This window comes from Streptomyces sp. NPDC094143 (assembly GCF_040303825.1).
Lineage (GTDB): Bacteria > Actinomycetota > Actinomycetes > Streptomycetales > Streptomycetaceae > Streptomyces.
The window spans coordinates 176,881-192,217 of the sequence record NZ_JBEOTZ010000011.1 but is presented as its reverse complement, the minus strand read 5'-3'; the positions used below and the strand labels follow the sequence as shown (position 1 = coordinate 192,217).

General features: G+C 71.8%; 14 protein-coding genes. 8 read left to right on the top strand and 6 right to left on the bottom strand.

Annotation, left to right across the window (positions count from 1 at the left end; translation table 11 throughout):
- The first annotated feature begins 34 nt into the window (after positions 1-34).
- Together ABTZ58_RS17260 and ABTZ58_RS17255 are read left to right on the top strand one after the other, a co-directional pair.
- Positions 35-1,039 carry a Gfo/Idh/MocA family protein gene (locus ABTZ58_RS17260; protein WP_351356618.1) on the top strand — a complete coding sequence of 335 codons (1,005 nt, stop codon included), beginning with the start codon at positions 35-37 and terminating at the stop codon, positions 1,037-1,039.
- Entirely contained in the window at positions 1,036-2,052 is a 1,017-nt protein-coding gene (locus tag ABTZ58_RS17255; RefSeq protein WP_351356615.1) for a Gfo/Idh/MocA family protein, read from the top strand. The genes ABTZ58_RS17260 and ABTZ58_RS17255 overlap by 4 nt, the downstream gene beginning before the upstream one ends.
- A 47-nt stretch (positions 2,053-2,099) precedes the next feature.
- Here ABTZ58_RS17255 and ABTZ58_RS17250 read toward each other — a convergent pair whose 3' ends face one another.
- Genes ABTZ58_RS17250 through ABTZ58_RS17230 form a run of 5 tightly spaced genes read right to left on the bottom strand, consistent with a single transcriptional unit; the run spans position 2,100 to position 7,051 of the window.
- Entirely contained in the window at positions 2,100-3,119 is a 1,020-nt protein-coding gene (locus ABTZ58_RS17250; RefSeq protein WP_351356612.1) for a Gfo/Idh/MocA family protein, read from the bottom strand.
- Positions 3,120-3,137: 18 nt separating this feature from the next.
- Positions 3,138-4,040, bottom strand: a complete 903-nt coding sequence (locus ABTZ58_RS17245; protein WP_351356609.1) for a sugar phosphate isomerase/epimerase family protein — start codon at positions 4,038-4,040, stop codon at positions 3,138-3,140.
- Position 4,041: 1 nt separating this feature from the next.
- Positions 4,042-4,950 (bottom strand): ATP-binding cassette domain-containing protein, encoded by a 909-nt coding sequence (locus ABTZ58_RS17240; protein ID WP_351356606.1) that lies wholly within the window; start codon positions 4,948-4,950, stop codon positions 4,042-4,044.
- A gap of 5 nt (positions 4,951-4,955) precedes the next feature.
- Positions 4,956-6,032: an ABC transporter permease gene (locus ABTZ58_RS17235; RefSeq protein WP_351356603.1), complete on the bottom strand. Its 1,077-nt coding sequence runs from the start codon at positions 6,030-6,032 to the stop codon at positions 4,956-4,958.
- The gene (locus ABTZ58_RS17230) at positions 6,032-7,051 is read right to left on the bottom strand and encodes a sugar ABC transporter substrate-binding protein (RefSeq protein WP_351356600.1); all 1,020 of its coding nucleotides are present in this window, start codon (positions 7,049-7,051) and stop codon (positions 6,032-6,034) included. Before ABTZ58_RS17230 ends, ABTZ58_RS17235 begins: the two co-directional genes overlap by 1 nt.
- Before the next feature lie 320 nt (positions 7,052-7,371).
- On the opposite strand from ABTZ58_RS17230, the gene iolC reads away from it, so the two are divergent.
- Genes iolC through ABTZ58_RS17200 form a run of 6 tightly spaced genes read left to right on the top strand, consistent with a single transcriptional unit; the run spans position 7,372 to position 14,362 of the window.
- The gene (gene iolC, locus ABTZ58_RS17225; RefSeq protein WP_351356597.1) at positions 7,372-8,349 is read left to right on the top strand and encodes a 5-dehydro-2-deoxygluconokinase; all 978 of its coding nucleotides are present in this window, start codon (positions 7,372-7,374) and stop codon (positions 8,347-8,349) included.
- Between the two features lie 13 nt (positions 8,350-8,362).
- Entirely contained in the window at positions 8,363-9,241 is an 879-nt protein-coding gene (locus tag ABTZ58_RS17220) for a Cgl0159 family (beta/alpha)8-fold protein (RefSeq protein WP_351356594.1), read from the top strand.
- 14 nt (positions 9,242-9,255) lie between these two features.
- A complete protein-coding gene (gene iolB, locus ABTZ58_RS17215; RefSeq protein WP_351356591.1) occupies positions 9,256-10,149 on the top strand; it encodes a 5-deoxy-glucuronate isomerase in 894 nt (297 codons plus the stop codon).
- The gene (gene iolD / locus ABTZ58_RS17210; RefSeq protein WP_351356588.1) at positions 10,146-12,017 is read left to right on the top strand and encodes a 3D-(3,5/4)-trihydroxycyclohexane-1,2-dione acylhydrolase (decyclizing); all 1,872 of its coding nucleotides are present in this window, start codon (positions 10,146-10,148) and stop codon (positions 12,015-12,017) included. Before iolB ends, iolD begins: the two co-directional genes overlap by 4 nt.
- A gap of 44 nt (positions 12,018-12,061) precedes the next feature.
- A complete protein-coding gene (locus ABTZ58_RS17205) occupies positions 12,062-13,555 on the top strand; it encodes a CoA-acylating methylmalonate-semialdehyde dehydrogenase (RefSeq protein WP_351356585.1) in 1,494 nt (497 codons plus the stop codon).
- Positions 13,556-13,576: 21 nt separating this feature from the next.
- Positions 13,577-14,362, top strand: a complete 786-nt coding sequence (locus tag ABTZ58_RS17200) for a GntR family transcriptional regulator (RefSeq protein WP_351356582.1) — start codon at positions 13,577-13,579, stop codon at positions 14,360-14,362.
- 81 nt (positions 14,363-14,443) lie between these two features.
- Here the strand turns inward: ABTZ58_RS17200 and ABTZ58_RS17195 are convergent, their stop codons facing one another.
- Complete coding sequence (locus ABTZ58_RS17195) at positions 14,444-15,268, bottom strand: DUF427 domain-containing protein (RefSeq protein ID WP_351356579.1); 825 nt, start codon at positions 15,266-15,268, stop codon at positions 14,444-14,446.
- Positions 15,269-15,337: the final 69 nt, after the last annotated feature.

The window sequence follows — 15,337 nt, the reverse complement described above, 5'->3', positions numbered from 1 at the left end:
CGCACGACACCCACCCTCTCCAGGAGCAACACCCATGCGTATCGGAATCCTCGGCCTCGGCCGCATCGGCGCCTTCCACGCCGAGACCCTCTCCGGCCTCGACGCGGTCGACTCCCTCGTCGTGACCGACCCGTTCGCCGACGCCGCCAAGGCCGCCGCCGAGCGGTTCGGGGCCGATGTCGTCGACTCGCCGGAGGCGCTGCTGGCCGCCGGGGTCGACGGGATCGTCGTCGCGGCCGCCACGGACGCCCACCCCGCGCTGATCCTGGCCGGGGTCGAGGCCGGGGTCCCGGTCTTCTGCGAGAAGCCCGTCGCCCGGACCATGGCCGAGGGCGTCGAGGTGCTCAAGGCCGTCCAGGGCACGGACGTGCCGATCCAGATCGGGTACAACCGCCGTTTCGACGCCGGTTTCGTCAACGCCCGTGCCGCCGTGCGCAGCGGTGAGCTGGGCACCCTGCACACGGTCCGCTCGACCACGCTGGACCCGGCGCCGCCGCCCGCCGCGTACATCGCCGCCTCCGGCGGCATCTTCCGCGACTGCTCGGTGCACGACTTCGACATCATCCGCTGGGTGACCGGGCGCGAGGTGAGCGAGGTGTACGCCGTGGGCGGCAACCGCGGCGCCGGGTACATCAGGGAGGCGGGTGACGCCGACACCACCGGCGCGATCCTCACCCTCGACGACGGCACGCTCGCGGTGGTCTCCAACTCCCGTCACAACGGACGGGGTTACGACGTCCGCATGGAGATCCACGGCTTCGAGGACTCCATCGCCGTCGGCTTGGAGGACAAACTGCCGCTGCGCTCGGTCGAACCGGGCGTGACCTTCCCGGCGGGCACCCCGCACGACTTCTTCATGGACCGTTTCACCGCGGCCTACCGCGCCGAACTGACCGCGTTCACCGAGGTCGTGGCCGGCACCCGCCCGTCCCCCTGCACCATCGAGGACGCCCTGGAGGCGGGCTGGATCGCCGACGCGTGCACCCTGTCGCTGCACGAGCGCCGCCCCGTGACGATCGCGGAGGTGCGGCAGGCATGAGCGGCCCGGGCCGGGATCCCCTGCGCATCGGTGTGCTGGGAGCCGCGCGCATCACCGAACGCTCCCTGATCGACCCGGTCCGGGCGACCGGCCACCGCCTCGTCGCGGTGGCCGCCCGCGACCGCTCCCGGGCCGAGGTCTTCGCCGCCCGGCACGGCGTGGAACGGGTGGCGTCCTCGTACGCCGAGCTGGTGGCCGATCCGGAGATCGACGTCGTCTACAACCCGCTCGCCAACGGTCTGCACGGCCCGTGGAACCTCGCCGCCCTCGCGGCGGGCAAGCACGTGCTGTCGGAGAAGCCCTCGGCGAGCAACGCCGAGGAGGCGGCGGAGGTGCGAGCCGCCGCCGAGCGGGCCGGGACGGTCTTCATGGAGGCGTTCCACTACCTCTTCCACCCGGTCACCCGCCGGCTGCACGAGCTGCTGGCCTCGGGCGAACTCGGCGAACTGCGGCACGTCGAGGCCATGGTCGCGATCGCCGCGCCGGCGCAGGACGACCCGCGCTGGTCGCTGCCGCTGGCCGGCGGCGCCCTGATGGACCTCGGCTGCTACGGCCTGCACGCCCTGCGCATGCTGGCCCCCTGGGCGGGCGGCGCGCCCCGGCTGACGGCGTCCCGGGCCGGGGAACGCGCGGGTGCCCCCGGTGTCGACGAGTGGCTGGACGCCGACCTGGAGTTCCCCGGCGGGGCGACCGGTGCGGCCCGCTGCCACATGGCGTACGGCGGGCTCGACATGAGCCTTCGGATCGTCGGCTCCCGGGGCGAGGCGACGGCCCCGAACTTCGTCCTGCCCCGGCTGGACGACCGCGTCGTGGTCCGCACGGCGCGGGGCGAGCGCACCGAGCACCTCGGCATCCGCTCGTCGTACACGTACCAGCTGGAGGCGTTCGCCGCCGGGGTGCGCGAGGGGGCGTCCCTGCCGCTGGACGCCAACGACGCGGTGGCGACGTTGCGGCTCATCGACGCCTGCTACCGAAAGGCCGGGTTCGAGCCCCGGCCGCGTACCCGGATCTGAGGCACCGCAGCCCGAAGGGGTCCCGGGGACGTCCCAGGGGCCCCTTCTCACGCGTACAGTTCGGGTCTTTCCACCAGATCGACCTCCACCCGGCCGCCGTCCCGCAGCGCCCGCACGCCCGCCTCGCACACCGCCGTCGCGGCGTAGCCGTCCCAGGCGCTCGGGCCGGTGACCACGCCGCGGCGGGTGGCGTCGATCCAGGCCTGGACCTCGCGGTCGTAGGCCGTCTCGAAGCGTTCCGTCCAGTCCTGGGCGATCGTGCCGCCCCAGCGGCCGGCCATGTGGGTGACCAGGGCGTGGCCGTCGCCGATGCGGGCGGTGCCGCGCTCGCAGACCAGCTCGGCCTGGACCTGGTAGCCGAAGCCGCAGTTGACGAAGATCTCGACGTCGCTGAGGGCGCCCCCGTCGGTCTCGAAGACGACGAACTGCGGGTCCTGCAAGCCGTCCGGGGCGCTGGCGGAGGGGGTGGGGCGCAGCACCGTGACGGCGGTGATCTCGTGGTCCAGCAGCCAGCGCGTCGCGTCGGCCTCGTGGGCGACGGAGTCGGTGACGAGCATGGAGCTGGTGAAGAAGGGCGGGCTGGCGACGTTGCGGTGCCGGTTGTGCAGCATCAGCGGACGACCCAGCTGTCCGGTCGCCAGCAGGGCCTTCAGCTTGGCGTACTCGGGGTCGTAGCGGCGCATGAAGCCGACCTGGACCCGGCGGTGGCCGAGGCGCTGTTCGGCTTCGAGGACACGCAGGGCGGAGGCCGCGTCGGGGGTGAGCGGCTTCTCGCACAGTACGGGCAGATCGCGCTCGAAGGCGGCGAGCAGGGTGGCTTCGTGGGCCGGGCCCGGGGAGGCGATCAGGACGGCGTCGACGCCGTCCGCCGCCAGCGCGGCGGCCGGGTCGGTGTGGGCGGTGCAGCCGTCGACGCGGGCGGCGACGGCCTTCGCGCGCTCCGCGTCGACGTCGGCGACGGCCACCACCCGTGCCCCGCTGGTGACTTCGTGGATGCGGCGCACATGGTCGGCGCCCATCCTGCCCGTACCGACGACTGCGACTCCCACAGTGGCGCGCTCGGTCATGGCCGTCCTTTCGGGTCGTCAGGCGCCGCAGGACCTCAGGAACTTGCGGGTGCGCACCGCGATCGGCAGCGGCTTGTCCGGCTCGCACGGGTACATGTCCTGCTCGACGATGGCGAAGAGGTCCACGCCGAGCTTCTGGGCGGCCGCGAGGACGGGGCCCAGCTCCGGGACGCCGGCGGGCGGTTCGCACATCACACCGCGCGCGACGGCCGGGCCGAACGGGACCTCGTTCTTGACGACGTCCGCGAGGATCTCCGGGTCGACCTGCTTCAGGTGCAGGTAGCCGATGCGCTCGCCGTAGGTCTCGATCAGCTTGACGCTGTCGCCGCCGCAGTAGGCGTAGTGCCCGGTGTCCAGGCAGAGGTTGACGTGGTCGGAGTCGGTCGAGTCGAGGAACCGCTCGACGTGCTCCTCGGTGTCGATGTGGGTGTCGGCGTGCGGGTGGACGACGATGTCCAGGCCGTAGCGGTCCTTCACCTCGCGGCCGAGGCGCTCCATGCCGGTGGTGAGGTCGCGCCACTGCTCGGTGGTGAGCTCCGGGGGCTCCAGGATCTCGGCGGTCTTGTCGTCCCGCCAGAAGGAGGGGATGACGACCAGGTGCTTCGCGTCCATGGCCTGGGTGAGGGCGGCGACCCGGCTGACCTGCTCCCAGGTGGAGTCCCACTCGGAGGGGCCGCGGTGCAGTCCGCAGAAGATCGTGCCCGCGGAGACCTGCAGGTTCCGCTTGGCCACCTCCTCGGTGAGGCGGGCCGGGTCGGTGGGCAGGTAGCCGTAGGGGCCGAGTTCTATCCAGGAGTAGCCGGCCTCGGCGACCTCGTCGAGGAAGCGTTCCCAGGGCACCTGCCGGGGGTCGTCGGGGAACCAGACGCCCCAGGAGTCGGGGGCGGAGCCGACCCGGATACGGTCGAGCGCGAGCGCCATGTCAGGACTTTCCTTCCGAAGACGTGGCTACGGGAGCGGTGAGGTCCCCCTCCTCGGGGAGCCCTTCGACGTCGACGCCGCGGACCTGCGCCAACTCGTGCTTGAGGGAGGCCAGTTCGGCACCGCCGGCCATGTGGTTGGTCAGCTCTTCGAGGCTGACCTCGCTGCGGGAGGCGGACAGCTCCATCGTGCCCAGGCGCAGCACGCTGAAGTGGTCGCCGACCATGTAGGCGTGGTGGGGGTTGTGCGTGATGAAGATGACGCCGAGGCCCTTCTCGCGGGCGGCGGCGATGTACTTCAGCACCACGCCGGACTGCTTGACGCCGAGGGCGGCGGTCGGCTCGTCCAGGATGAGGACGCGGGCGCCGAAGTAGACGGCGCGGGCGATGGCGACGCACTGGCGCTGGCCGCCGGAGAGCGTGCCGATGGGCTGCTCCAGGTCGTCCAGGACGATGCCCATGTTGCGCAGCTCTTCGTCGGCGGTCTTCTTCATCCGGTCGATGTCGAGACGGCGCACGGGCCAGGGGCCCTTGGTCATCTCGGAGCCGAGGAAGAAGTTGCGCCACACCGGCATCAGCGGGACGACGGCGAGGTCCTGGTAGACGGTGGCGATGCCCTTGTCGAGGGCCTCGCGCGGGGTGGAGAAGCGCACCGGTTCGCCGTCGACGAGGAACTCGCCCTCGGTGTGCTGATGCAGCCCCGAGACGATCTTGATGAGGGTGGACTTGCCGGCGCCGTTGTCGCCGAGGACGCAGGTGACCTTGCCGGGGTACACCTCCAGGTCGACGCCGTGCAGGGCGCGGATGTTGCCGTAGGACTTGCCCGCGCCACGCAGTTCGACCAGGGGGCGGCCCTCGGCCGGGGTGTCCTTCAGGACGGCACCGTGGGTGCCGGTTTCGTTGCTGGTCATCGCGGTCACCTCCGGGTCGCCGTGCGCTGGACCCACAGATTGATGAGGACGGCGCCGAGGAGCATCACGCCGAGGAAGGCCTTGAACCAGTCGGGGTTCCAGCCGGCGTAGACGATGCCCTGCTGCACCATGCCGAACATGAAGGCGCCGAAGACCGGGCCGATCGCGGAGCCGTAGCCACCGGTGAGCAGGCAGCCGCCGATGACGGCCGCGGCGATGTAGATGAGCTCCTGGCCCACGCCCTCGCCGGACTGCACGGTGTTGAAGGAGAACAGCTGGTGCATGCCGACGAACCAGGCGCCGAAGCCGACCAGCATGAACAGGGAGATCTTGGTGAAGGTGACGGGCACGCCGACGGCCCGGGCGGAGTCCTTGTTGCCGCCGACGGCGAAGATCCAGTTGCCGTACCTGGTGCGCAGCAGCACCCAGGTCGCCAGGGCGGCGAAGACCAGCCACCACACGACGGTGATCTTGACGTTGACCCCGCCGACCTCGAACGTCGAGGCGAAGAGCTTCTGCGCCTGGGCGAAGCCGTCCATGTCGCTGATGTCGTCGGTGGCGACGTTGCCCGTGACGAGCTTGGTGATCGCCAGGTTCACGCCCTGGAGGATCAGGAAGGTGCCCAGCGTGACCAGGAAGCTCGGCAGGCCGGTCTTGACCAGCAGCCAGCCGTTGAAGGCGCCGATCGCGAGCGAGACGAGCAGGGCGACGATCACGCCGACCCAGACGTTCATGGTCAGCTGGTAGCTGAGCATCGACGCGGTCAGCGCCGAGGTGATCACGGCGACACCGGCCGACAGGTCGAACTCGCCGCCGATCATCAGCAGGGCCACGGGCAGCGCCATGATCCCAATGGTCGACGACTGGTAGAGGATGTTGGCCATCGAGCTGCCGTCGCGCACCGGCGGCGCGGCGAACAGGAAGAACACGAGCACGGCGACGGCGCCGAGGAAGACGCCGACCTCGGGCCGGGCGAGCAGCCGCAGCGCGAGCGGGCGCTGGCGGGTCCGGCCGTCGGACTGCCTGGGGCCGGGGGCCGGCGGTGTGTCCACCGCCGGCGTGGCCTGCTGGGTCATGCTCATCACCGGGTGCCCTTCGCGGCGAACTCCCCGATCCGGTCGACGTTGGACTTGTCGACGAAGGCCGGGCCGGTCAGCACGGGCTGCTCGCCGCCGCCGCTGTAGTTGCCGTTGTTCTTGTAGAGCCACAGGCCGTCGACGGCCAGGTAGCCCTGCAGGTAGGGCTGCTGGTCGACGGCGAACTGGATGTCGCCGGCCTTGATCGACTTGATCAGGTCCTTGTTGAGGTCGAAGGTGGCGATCTTCGCCTTGCTGCCGGCGTCGGAGACCGACTGGACCGCGGTCAGCGCGAAGGGAGCGCCGAGGGTGACGACGTAGTCGATCGACGGGTCCTGCTTGAGCTTGGCGGTGATCGTCGACTTCACGGACGGCATGTCGGTGCCGTTGACGTTCTGCGGGTCGACCGTGCCCTCGAAGGTCTTGGCCACGCCGTCGCAGCGCTGCGTCAGGCCGACGTTGCCCTGCTCCTGCATGACGCAGAGGACCTTCTTGGCGCCGACCTCGTTCAGCTTCTTGCCGAAGGCCTCGCCCGCGACGGACTCGTCCTGGCCGAAGAACTCCAGCAGGTTGAGGTTCTTCCAGTCGCTCAGGCCGGAGTTGAGGCCGACCACGGGTATGCCGGCCTTCTCCGCCTTGCCGACGACCCCCTTGAGCGCGTCCGGCTTGGCGAGCGTGACCGCGATGCCGTCGACCTTCTGGTCGATGGCGTTCTGCACCAGGTTGGCCTGGTTGCCCGCATTCGGGTCGGCGGAGTAGATGAGCTTGATGTTGTCCTTGGCGGCCGCGGCCTCGGCGCCCTTGCGGACGGTGTCCCAGAAGGTGTCACCGGGCGCCTGGTGGGTGACCAGGGCGACGGTCATGCGCGGCGTGGTGGCCTTGCCGGCCGAGGCGTTCGCGCCGCCTTCCTCGGACTTCTTGCCCCCCGAACCGCTGGAGCAGCCGGCGAGGGTCAGGGCCGCTGCCGCGGCGACGGCGACGACGGGCGCGAACCTGCGAGAGCGGGGGTGAGAAGAGCGGTCCATCTTTCCTGGCACCTCACTGTGCTACTGCGGGGAAAGGAAGGGATCACGAAGGGATCCGTGGTCCCGGAGCCTTACGGAGTCCGGATCATGATGCCGCAAACCGACTGTTGCGATGGCACGGGATACAAGTCCCTGCCGCGCCCGCTGTCAATACTTTGTTAAGACATCATTTCACGAGCAGGTCCGAATGTAAGTACAAAGTATTGACAGCCCGCCCTCCGGGACCTACACCTGGGAGGCGTCAGGTCCCGTTCCGCCACGCCCCCACGGTGTCAGGGCGTCCCGGGACCCGCATCCCCAGCTTCCCCAGGAGGTCACGCATGGCCGGGCCGGCACAGTATTTCGATGTGATCACGATGGGCCGCATCGGAGTCGACCTGTATCCCCTGCAGACCGGCGTCCCGCTGGCCGACGTGGAGACCTTCGGCAAGTTCCTGGGAGGTTCCGCGGCCAACGTGGCGGTCGCCGCCGCCCGGCTCGGACGCCGTACGGCGGTGATCACACGCACCGGCGACGACCCCTTCGGCACGTACCTGCACCAGGAGCTGAAGGGCTTCGGCGTCGACGACCGCTGGGTCACCCCGGTCGCCGCCCACCCGACGCCGGTCACCTTCTGCGAGATCTTCCCGCCGGACGACTTCCCCCTGTACTTCTACCGCCGCCCCAAGGCCCCGGACCTGGAGATCCACACCGACGAGCTGGATCTCTCCGCCGTCCGCGGGGCCCGGATCTTCTGGATCACCGGCACCGGCCTGAGCGAGGAGCCCAGCCGCTCCGCCACGCTCGCCGCCCTCAAGGCCCGTGACAAGGCCGGCACCACCGTCTTCGACCTGGACTGGCGCCCGATGTTCTGGCGCGACCCGGAACAGGCCCGCCCCTACTACCGCGAGGCCCTGCGCCACGCCACGGTCGCGGTCGGCAACCTCGACGAGTGCGAGATCGCCACCGGCGTGCGCGAACCGCAGGCCTGCGCGGACGCCCTGCTGGAGGCGGGCGTGGAGCTGGCCGTCGTCAAACAGGGCCCCAAGGGCGTGCTGGCCGTGCACCGGGACGGCACCCGGGCCGAGGTGCCGCCGGTGCCGGTCGAGGTCGTGAACGGGCTGGGGGCGGGCGACGCCTTCGGCGGCTCTCTCTGCCACGGGCTGCTCGCCGGCTGGGACCTGGAGCGGACCATGCGCCACGCCAACGCCGCCGGAGCCCTCGTCGCCTCCCGCCTCGCCTGCTCCTCCGCGATGCCCACCGAGTCCGAGGTCCAGGACCTCCTCGCCGGGGTGCCGGCGCCGAGCCCGAGCCACTGAAACGGAGTCTTCCTTGAACATCGGCATCCCCGACCTCGCCACGGTGCGAGCCCGGCACCCCGAGGCCGTCGCCGAGGCGGCCGCCCGCCGGGCGCGCCGCCCGCTGATCGGCGACAGCGGCCGGCTGATGATCGTGGCCGCCGACCACCCGGCGCGCGGCGCCCTGGGCGTGGGCGACCGGCGCCTGGCCATGGCCAACCGCGCGGACCTGCTCCAGCGCCTGTGCACCGCGCTGTCGCGGCCCGGCGTCGACGGGGTGCTCGCCACCGCCGACATCCTGGAGGACCTGCTCCTGCTCGGCGTGCTGGAGAACAAGGTCGTCATGGGCTCGATGAACCGCGGCGGCCTCGCCGGGGCCGCCTTCGAGATGGACGACCGCTTCACCGGCCACCGCGCCGAGGACATCGCCCGGCTCCGCTTCGACGCGGGCAAACTGCTGGTCCGCATCGACTACGACGATCCGGGCTCGCTGACCACGCTGGAGTCCACCGCGCGGGCCATCGACGCCATGGCGGCCCTGCGCCTGCCGCTGTTCGTCGAGCCGTTCCTCTCCCGGCGCGTCGACGGCAGGGTCCGCAACGACCTGTCCGCCGAGGCCGTCACCAAGTCGATCGCCATCGCCTCGGGCCTGGGCGGCACCTCCGCCTACACCTGGCTGAAGCTCCCCGTCACCGACGACCCGGACGACATGGCCGAGGTCCTGGAGACCTCCACACTGCCCGTCGTGCTGCTCGGCGGTGAGGTCGGCGACGACCAGGAGGGCGCCTACGAACGCTGGCGCAAGGCCCTGCGCCTGCCCACCGTCCAGGGCATGGTCGTCGGGAGGTCGCTGCTCTACCCGGCCGAGGGCAGTGTGGAGCAAGCGGTGGACACGGCCGTCGGCCTGTTGTGATCCCGGAGGATGCCATGACGTACCACCTTCCCGTCGGCAAGGCACTCGGCGGCCCCTACACCGTCGACGTCACGCCCGAGAAGGCCGGCTGGGGCCACTCGAGCCTGCGGGTGCTTCAGCTGCCGCCGGGCGGCTCCCACACCTTCGACACCGGCGACAGCGAGTGGATCGTCGTCCCGCTGAGCGGTGCCTGCACGGTCGCGTCCGCCGACGACCTCGGCCAGGACACCTTCGACCTGCACGGCCGCCCCGACGTGTTCAGCGCGGTGAGCGACTTCGCCTACGTGCCGCGCGACGCCCGCACGACCGTGACCTCGGCGGGCGGCGGCCGGTTCGCGCTGACCGGCGCGCGCTGCTCCCGCCGTCTGCCCGCCCGCTACGGCCCGGCCTCCGAGGTCCCCGTGGAGCTGCGCGGCACCGGGAACTGCTCGCGGCAGGTCAACAACTTCGGCGCGGCCGGGGTCTTCGAGTGCGACAAGCTCATCGCGGTCGAGGTGATCACCCCGGGCGGCAACTGGTCGTCGTTCCCGCCGCACAAGCACGACGAGCACCGGCCGGGCGAGGAGTCCGTGCTGGAGGAGATCTACTACTTCGAGTTCGCCGGGCACGACGGTGTCCCCGGCCTCGGCTACCAGCGCGTGACCCCCTCCGGCCCCGGCCGCGACACCGACGTGCTGGCCGAGGTCCGCGACGGGGACGTCGTCCTGATCCCGGACGGCTGGCACGGCCCGTCGATGGCCACCCCCGGCCACCACATGTACTACCTCAACGTCATGGCGGGCCCGGAGGCCGAGCGCGCCTGGCTGATCTGCGACCACCCCGACCACGCCTGGGTCCGCGACACCTGGCCGGACCAGCCGGTCGATCCCCGCCTCCCCCTCTACACCGCCCCGGAGATCTCCGCATGAGCGCCCGCACCCGCCGACTGACCACCGCCCAGGCCCTGGTGCGGTTCCTGTCCGCCCAGTACACCGAGCGCGACGGCGTGCGCCGCCGGCTGATCGCGGGCACCTGGGGCATCTTCGGCCACGGCAACGTCGCCGGGGTCGGCCAGGCGCTGGTCGAGTACGCCGAGGTGATGCCGTTCCACCAGGGCCGCAACGAGCAGTCGATGGTGCACGCGGCGGTCGGCTACGCCCGGCAGCTCAACCGCCTGTCCGCGCAGGCCGTGACGACCTCCATCGGCCCGGGCGCCACCAACCTGGTCACCGGCGCCGCGCTCGCGACGATCAACCGCCTGCCGGTGCTGCTCCTGCCCGGCGACTACTTCGCCTCGCACTCCGCCGACCCGCTGCTGCAGCAGCTGGAGCACCCGGTCGAGGCGGACGTGTCGGTCAACGACACCCTGCGCCCGGTCTCGCGCTACTTCGACCGCGTCACCCGCCCCGAGGCGCTGATCCCCTCGGCGCTCCAGGCGATGCGCGTGCTGGCCGACCCGGCCGAGACCGGCGCCGTCACCCTCGCCCTCCCCCAGGACGTGCAGGCGGAGGCGTACGACTGGCCGGAGGAGTTCTTCGCCGAGCGCGTGTGGTCCGTACGGCGTCCCGCGCCCGACCCGGTGGAGCTGTCGGCGGCCGTGGAGGCGATCCGGTCGGCCGCGCGGCCGCTGATCGTGGCGGGCGGCGGCGTCCACCACAGCGAGGCCGAGGAGGCGCTGAAGGCGTTCGTGGACGCCACCGGCATCCCCGTCGCCTCGACCCAGGCGGGCAAGGGATCACTGCGCCACGACCACCCCGCCGACCTCGGCGGCATCGGCCACACCGGCACGGCGGTCAGCGACGACCTCGCCCGCACGGCCGACCTCGTGATCGGCGTCGGCACCCGCTACACCGACTTCACCACCGCCTCCGGCACGCTCTTCCAGAACCCGGACGTGCGGTTCCTCAACCTCAACATCACCGGCTTCGACGCGCACAAGCTCGCGGCGCGCACCCTGGTCTGCGACGCGAGGACGGGTCTCGAACGGCTCCTCGAGGCACTCGCAGGCCACCGGGTGAGCCGGGAGTACGCGGCCGAGTACCGCGCCGGCAAGGACCGCTGGGACGAGGTCGTCGAGGCCGCCTACCGCGCCGGCGACGACAGCGCCGTCCCGACCCAGACGCAGGTGCTCGGCGCGCTGGACGCCGTCGTCGGCGACGACGACGTGGTGATCAACGCGGCCGGTTCGCTCCCCGGCGACCTGCACAAGCTGTGGCGCTCGCGCAGCCCGCGCCAGTACCACCTGGAGTACGGCTACTCCTGCATGGGCTACGAGATCCCGGCCGGCATCGGCGTCCAGCAGGCGGCGCCGGGCACGCCGGTGTGGGCGCTGGTCGGCGACGGCACCTACCTGATGATGCCGACGGAGATCGTCACGGCCGTCCAGGAGGGCCTGCCGCTCAACATCGTCCTCATCCAGAACCACGGCTACGCGTCCATCGGCGGCCTGTCACAGGAGACGGGCGGTGAGCGCTTCGGCACCGCCTACCGCTTCCGGGCCGCCGACGGCACCTTCACCGGCGCCCCGCTCCCCGTCGACCTGGCCGCGAACGCCGCGAGCCTCGGCATGGACGTGCTGCGCGCCAAGACGGTGCGCGAGCTGCGCGAGGCCCTGGCGACGGCCCGCGCCTCCGGCCGGCCGACGTGCGTGTACGTCGAGACCGACCCGTCGCCGACCGCTCCCCCGGCGGAGGCCTGGTGGGACGTGCCGGTCGCCGAGACCGCCGCCCGCGAGGCCGCCGTCGAGGCCCGCGAGCGCTACGACCGCCAGGTGGCCGGCCGCCGCCGCCACCTGTGACCCCCTTTGTTGCTCCCTGGCTCCCCGAAAGGCCCATGCGCACCATGAAGACCATCACCCACTGGATCGACGGCAGGCCCGTCGAGGGCACCTCCGGCCGGTTCGGCCCCGTCTACAACCCGGCCACCGGCGCCCAGGAGAAGCAGGTCGCCTTCGCGACCGCCGCCGAGGTGGACGCCGCGGTCGCCTCCGCCAGGGCCGCCTTCGCGAGCTGGGGCCAGTCCTCCCTGGCCAGGCGCACGGCGGTGCTGTTCAAGTACCGCGAGCTGCTGGACGCCCACCGCGACGAGATCGCCGCGCTGATCACCGCCGAGCACGGCAAGGTGCACTCCGACGCGCTAGGCGAGGTCGCGCGCGGCATGGAGATCGTGGAGCTGGCCTGCGGCATCTCCGTCCAGCTGAAGGGCGAGCTGTCCACCCAGGTGTCCTCCCGGGTCGATGTCGCCTCGATCCGCCAGCCGCTGGGCGTGGTCGCGGGCATCACGCCGTTCAACTTCCCGGCGATGGTGCCGATGTGGATGTTCCCGCTGGCCATCGCGTGCGGCAACACGTTCGTGCTGAAGCCGTCGGAGAAGGACCCGTCGGCCTCCTTCCGCCTGGCCGAACTGGCCGCCGAGGCGGGCCTGCCGGACGGTGTGCTGAACATCGTGCAGGGCGACAAGACGGCCGTGGACCGCATCCTGGAGCACCCGGACATCGAGGCGGTCTCCTTCGTCGGCTCGACCCCGATCGCGAAATACATCCAGCTCAAGGCCGTCGAGCACGGCAAGCGCGTCCAGGCGCTCGGCGGTGCCAAGAACCACATGCTGGTGCTGCCCGACGCCGACCTGGACCTCGCCGCCGACCAGGCGATCAACGCGGCGTACGGTTCGGCGGGCGAGCGCTGCATGGCCGTGTCGGTCGTGGTCGCGGTCGGCGACACCGGTGACGAGCTGGTCGGCAAGATCGCCGAGCGGGCGAAGAAGCTCAGGATCGGCCCCGGCACCGACCCGGCGTCCGAGATGGGCCCGCTGATCACCCGCGAGCACCGCGACAAGGTGGCCTCCTACGTGGCGTCGGCCGCCGAGCAGGGCGCCGAGGTCGTGGTCGACGGCACGGGCTTGTCGGTGGACGGCCACGAGGACGGCTTCTTCCTCGGCGTCTCCCTGCTGGACCGGGTGCCGCTCACGGCTGACGCCTACCGGGACGAGATCTTCGGCCCGGTGCTGTGCGTGGTCCGCGCCGAGACCTACGACGACGCCATCAAGCTGATCAACGACTCCCGCTGGGGCAACGGCACCGCGATCTTCACCCGGGACGGCGGCGCGGCCCGCCGCTTCCAGCTGGAGGTCAAGGCCGGCATGGTCGGCGTCAACGTGCCCATCCCGGTTCCCGTGGGCTATCACTCCTTCGGCGGCTGGAAGGACTCCCTCTTCGGGGACCTGCACATCTACGGCAACGACGGCATCGCCTTCTACACCCAGGGCAAGGTCGTCACCACGCGCTGGCCGGACCCGTCCGACGGCGGCATCAACCTCGGTTTCCCGAGCAACTCCTGACGCCCCGAGGGGGATCCATCCATGGCGAGGACCGGTGACCGGACCCGGACGGCGACCGCCCCCGCGCTGGCCGGACTGGACTTCGCCCTGGACCGGACCACTCCCGTGCCGCTGTACCACCAGCTCGCGCAGCAGCTCCAGGCCGCGATCGAGCACGGCGCCCTCGCCCCGGGCGACCTGCTGGGCAATGAGGTCGGCCTCTCCGCGCGCCTCGGCCTGTCCCGCCCCACCGTCCGCCAGGCCATCCAGTGCCTCGTCGACAAGGGGCTGCTGGTCCGGCGGCGCGGGGTGGGCACCCAGGTGGTGCACAGCCGGGTCAGGCGCCCCCTGGAACTGAGCAGCCTCTACGACGACCTGGAGGCGGCCGGGCAAAGCCCGACCACACAGGTCCTGCGCAACGAGGTCGTCCCGGCCCCCTGCGACGTGGCGGCGGCGCTCGGCGTGCCCGAGGGCAGCGAGGTCGCGGCCCTGGAACGCCTGCGCCGCACCCGTGGCCGCCCCGTGGCCCTGCTCCGCAACTACCTCCCGCCGTCCCTGCTCCGCCTCGACACCGCCCGTCTGGAGTCGACCGGCCTGTACCGGATGCTGCGCTCGGCGGGCATCACCCTGCACCGCGCCCGCCAGACGGTCGGCGCCCGCGCGGCGACCCGCGAGGAGGCGGCCCGCCTGGAGGAGACCGCGGGGGCGGCACTGCTCACGATGGAGCGGACGGCGTTCGACGACAGCGGGCGGGCGGTGGAGTACGGCAGCCACATCTATCCGGCGTCGCGGTACACGTTCGACTTCCAGTTGCTGGTCCGGGCTTGACCGCACCCCTCACCGCACCCCCAGGTCCTCGCCCGGTGGAACGGTTCGCCGGGGCCGTCCACGAAGTGGTGCTCGACGGCCTCACCGGCGGCTCGTCTTCCGCAGCATCCCGCTGAACGGCGTCTCAGGGCGCTCCAGGCGCTCCCCGTCCAGCGTGATGTCCACGACCTCGTTGAAGAAGGCGAGGCGTCCCCGGATCGCCGCCACTGCGGGCAGCGGGTCGGGGTAGCTCCAGAGGACGTCGGGCGGCACGTCGCCCTCGCCGCGCCAGGACCAGTACGAGGCGGTGCCTTTGTAGGGGCAGCCGGTGCTGTGGTCGGTGGCTTGGAACAGGTCGAGGCGGACGTCCTCGCGGGGGAGGTAGTACCGGGTCGGCAGGGACGTCTCGAAGAGCAGGACGGGGGCGTGGGTGTCCGCGACGACGTGACCCTCGATCTCGATGCGGACATGGCGGCTGCTGGGCAGGGCGTCCACGCGTTTGTGCGGGTCACGGGGGTGGATGAAGATCTCTTCCTCCTCCTCGTACCAGTGGTCGAGGCCGGTGTCGGCGCGCCGGAACCACTCGAAGGCGATGTGGCCGGCCAGGTCCTCGGCGGGGAAGGTCCAGGCCGCGTTCGCGCGCACCTCGCCGTCGGCGGCCAGGTCGTAGAAGACCCGGGAGCCGGTGTGGGTGCCGACGGGCGGGTCGGCCGCGGGGCGCAGGAGGTCGGTGCGGACGTCCGCGCGCGGGAAGGCGTACTGGGGCACGGGCAGGCCGGGCTCCCAGACGAGCACCGGGTGGCGGCTGTCGACGACGGTGATGTCGCCCTTGCGGCCGCGCACCCAGCGCTCGCTGGGCTCCCAGGTGAGGCCTTCGGGGGTGGTCCTGAGGGACCGGGCGGCGGGGTGGGCGGGGTGGGTGGTCATGGCCGGTGTCTCCTTCACGCGCAGGAGGTCCGCAAGGGTCCGTGGCCCCGGAGTGGACCGGAGCCCACA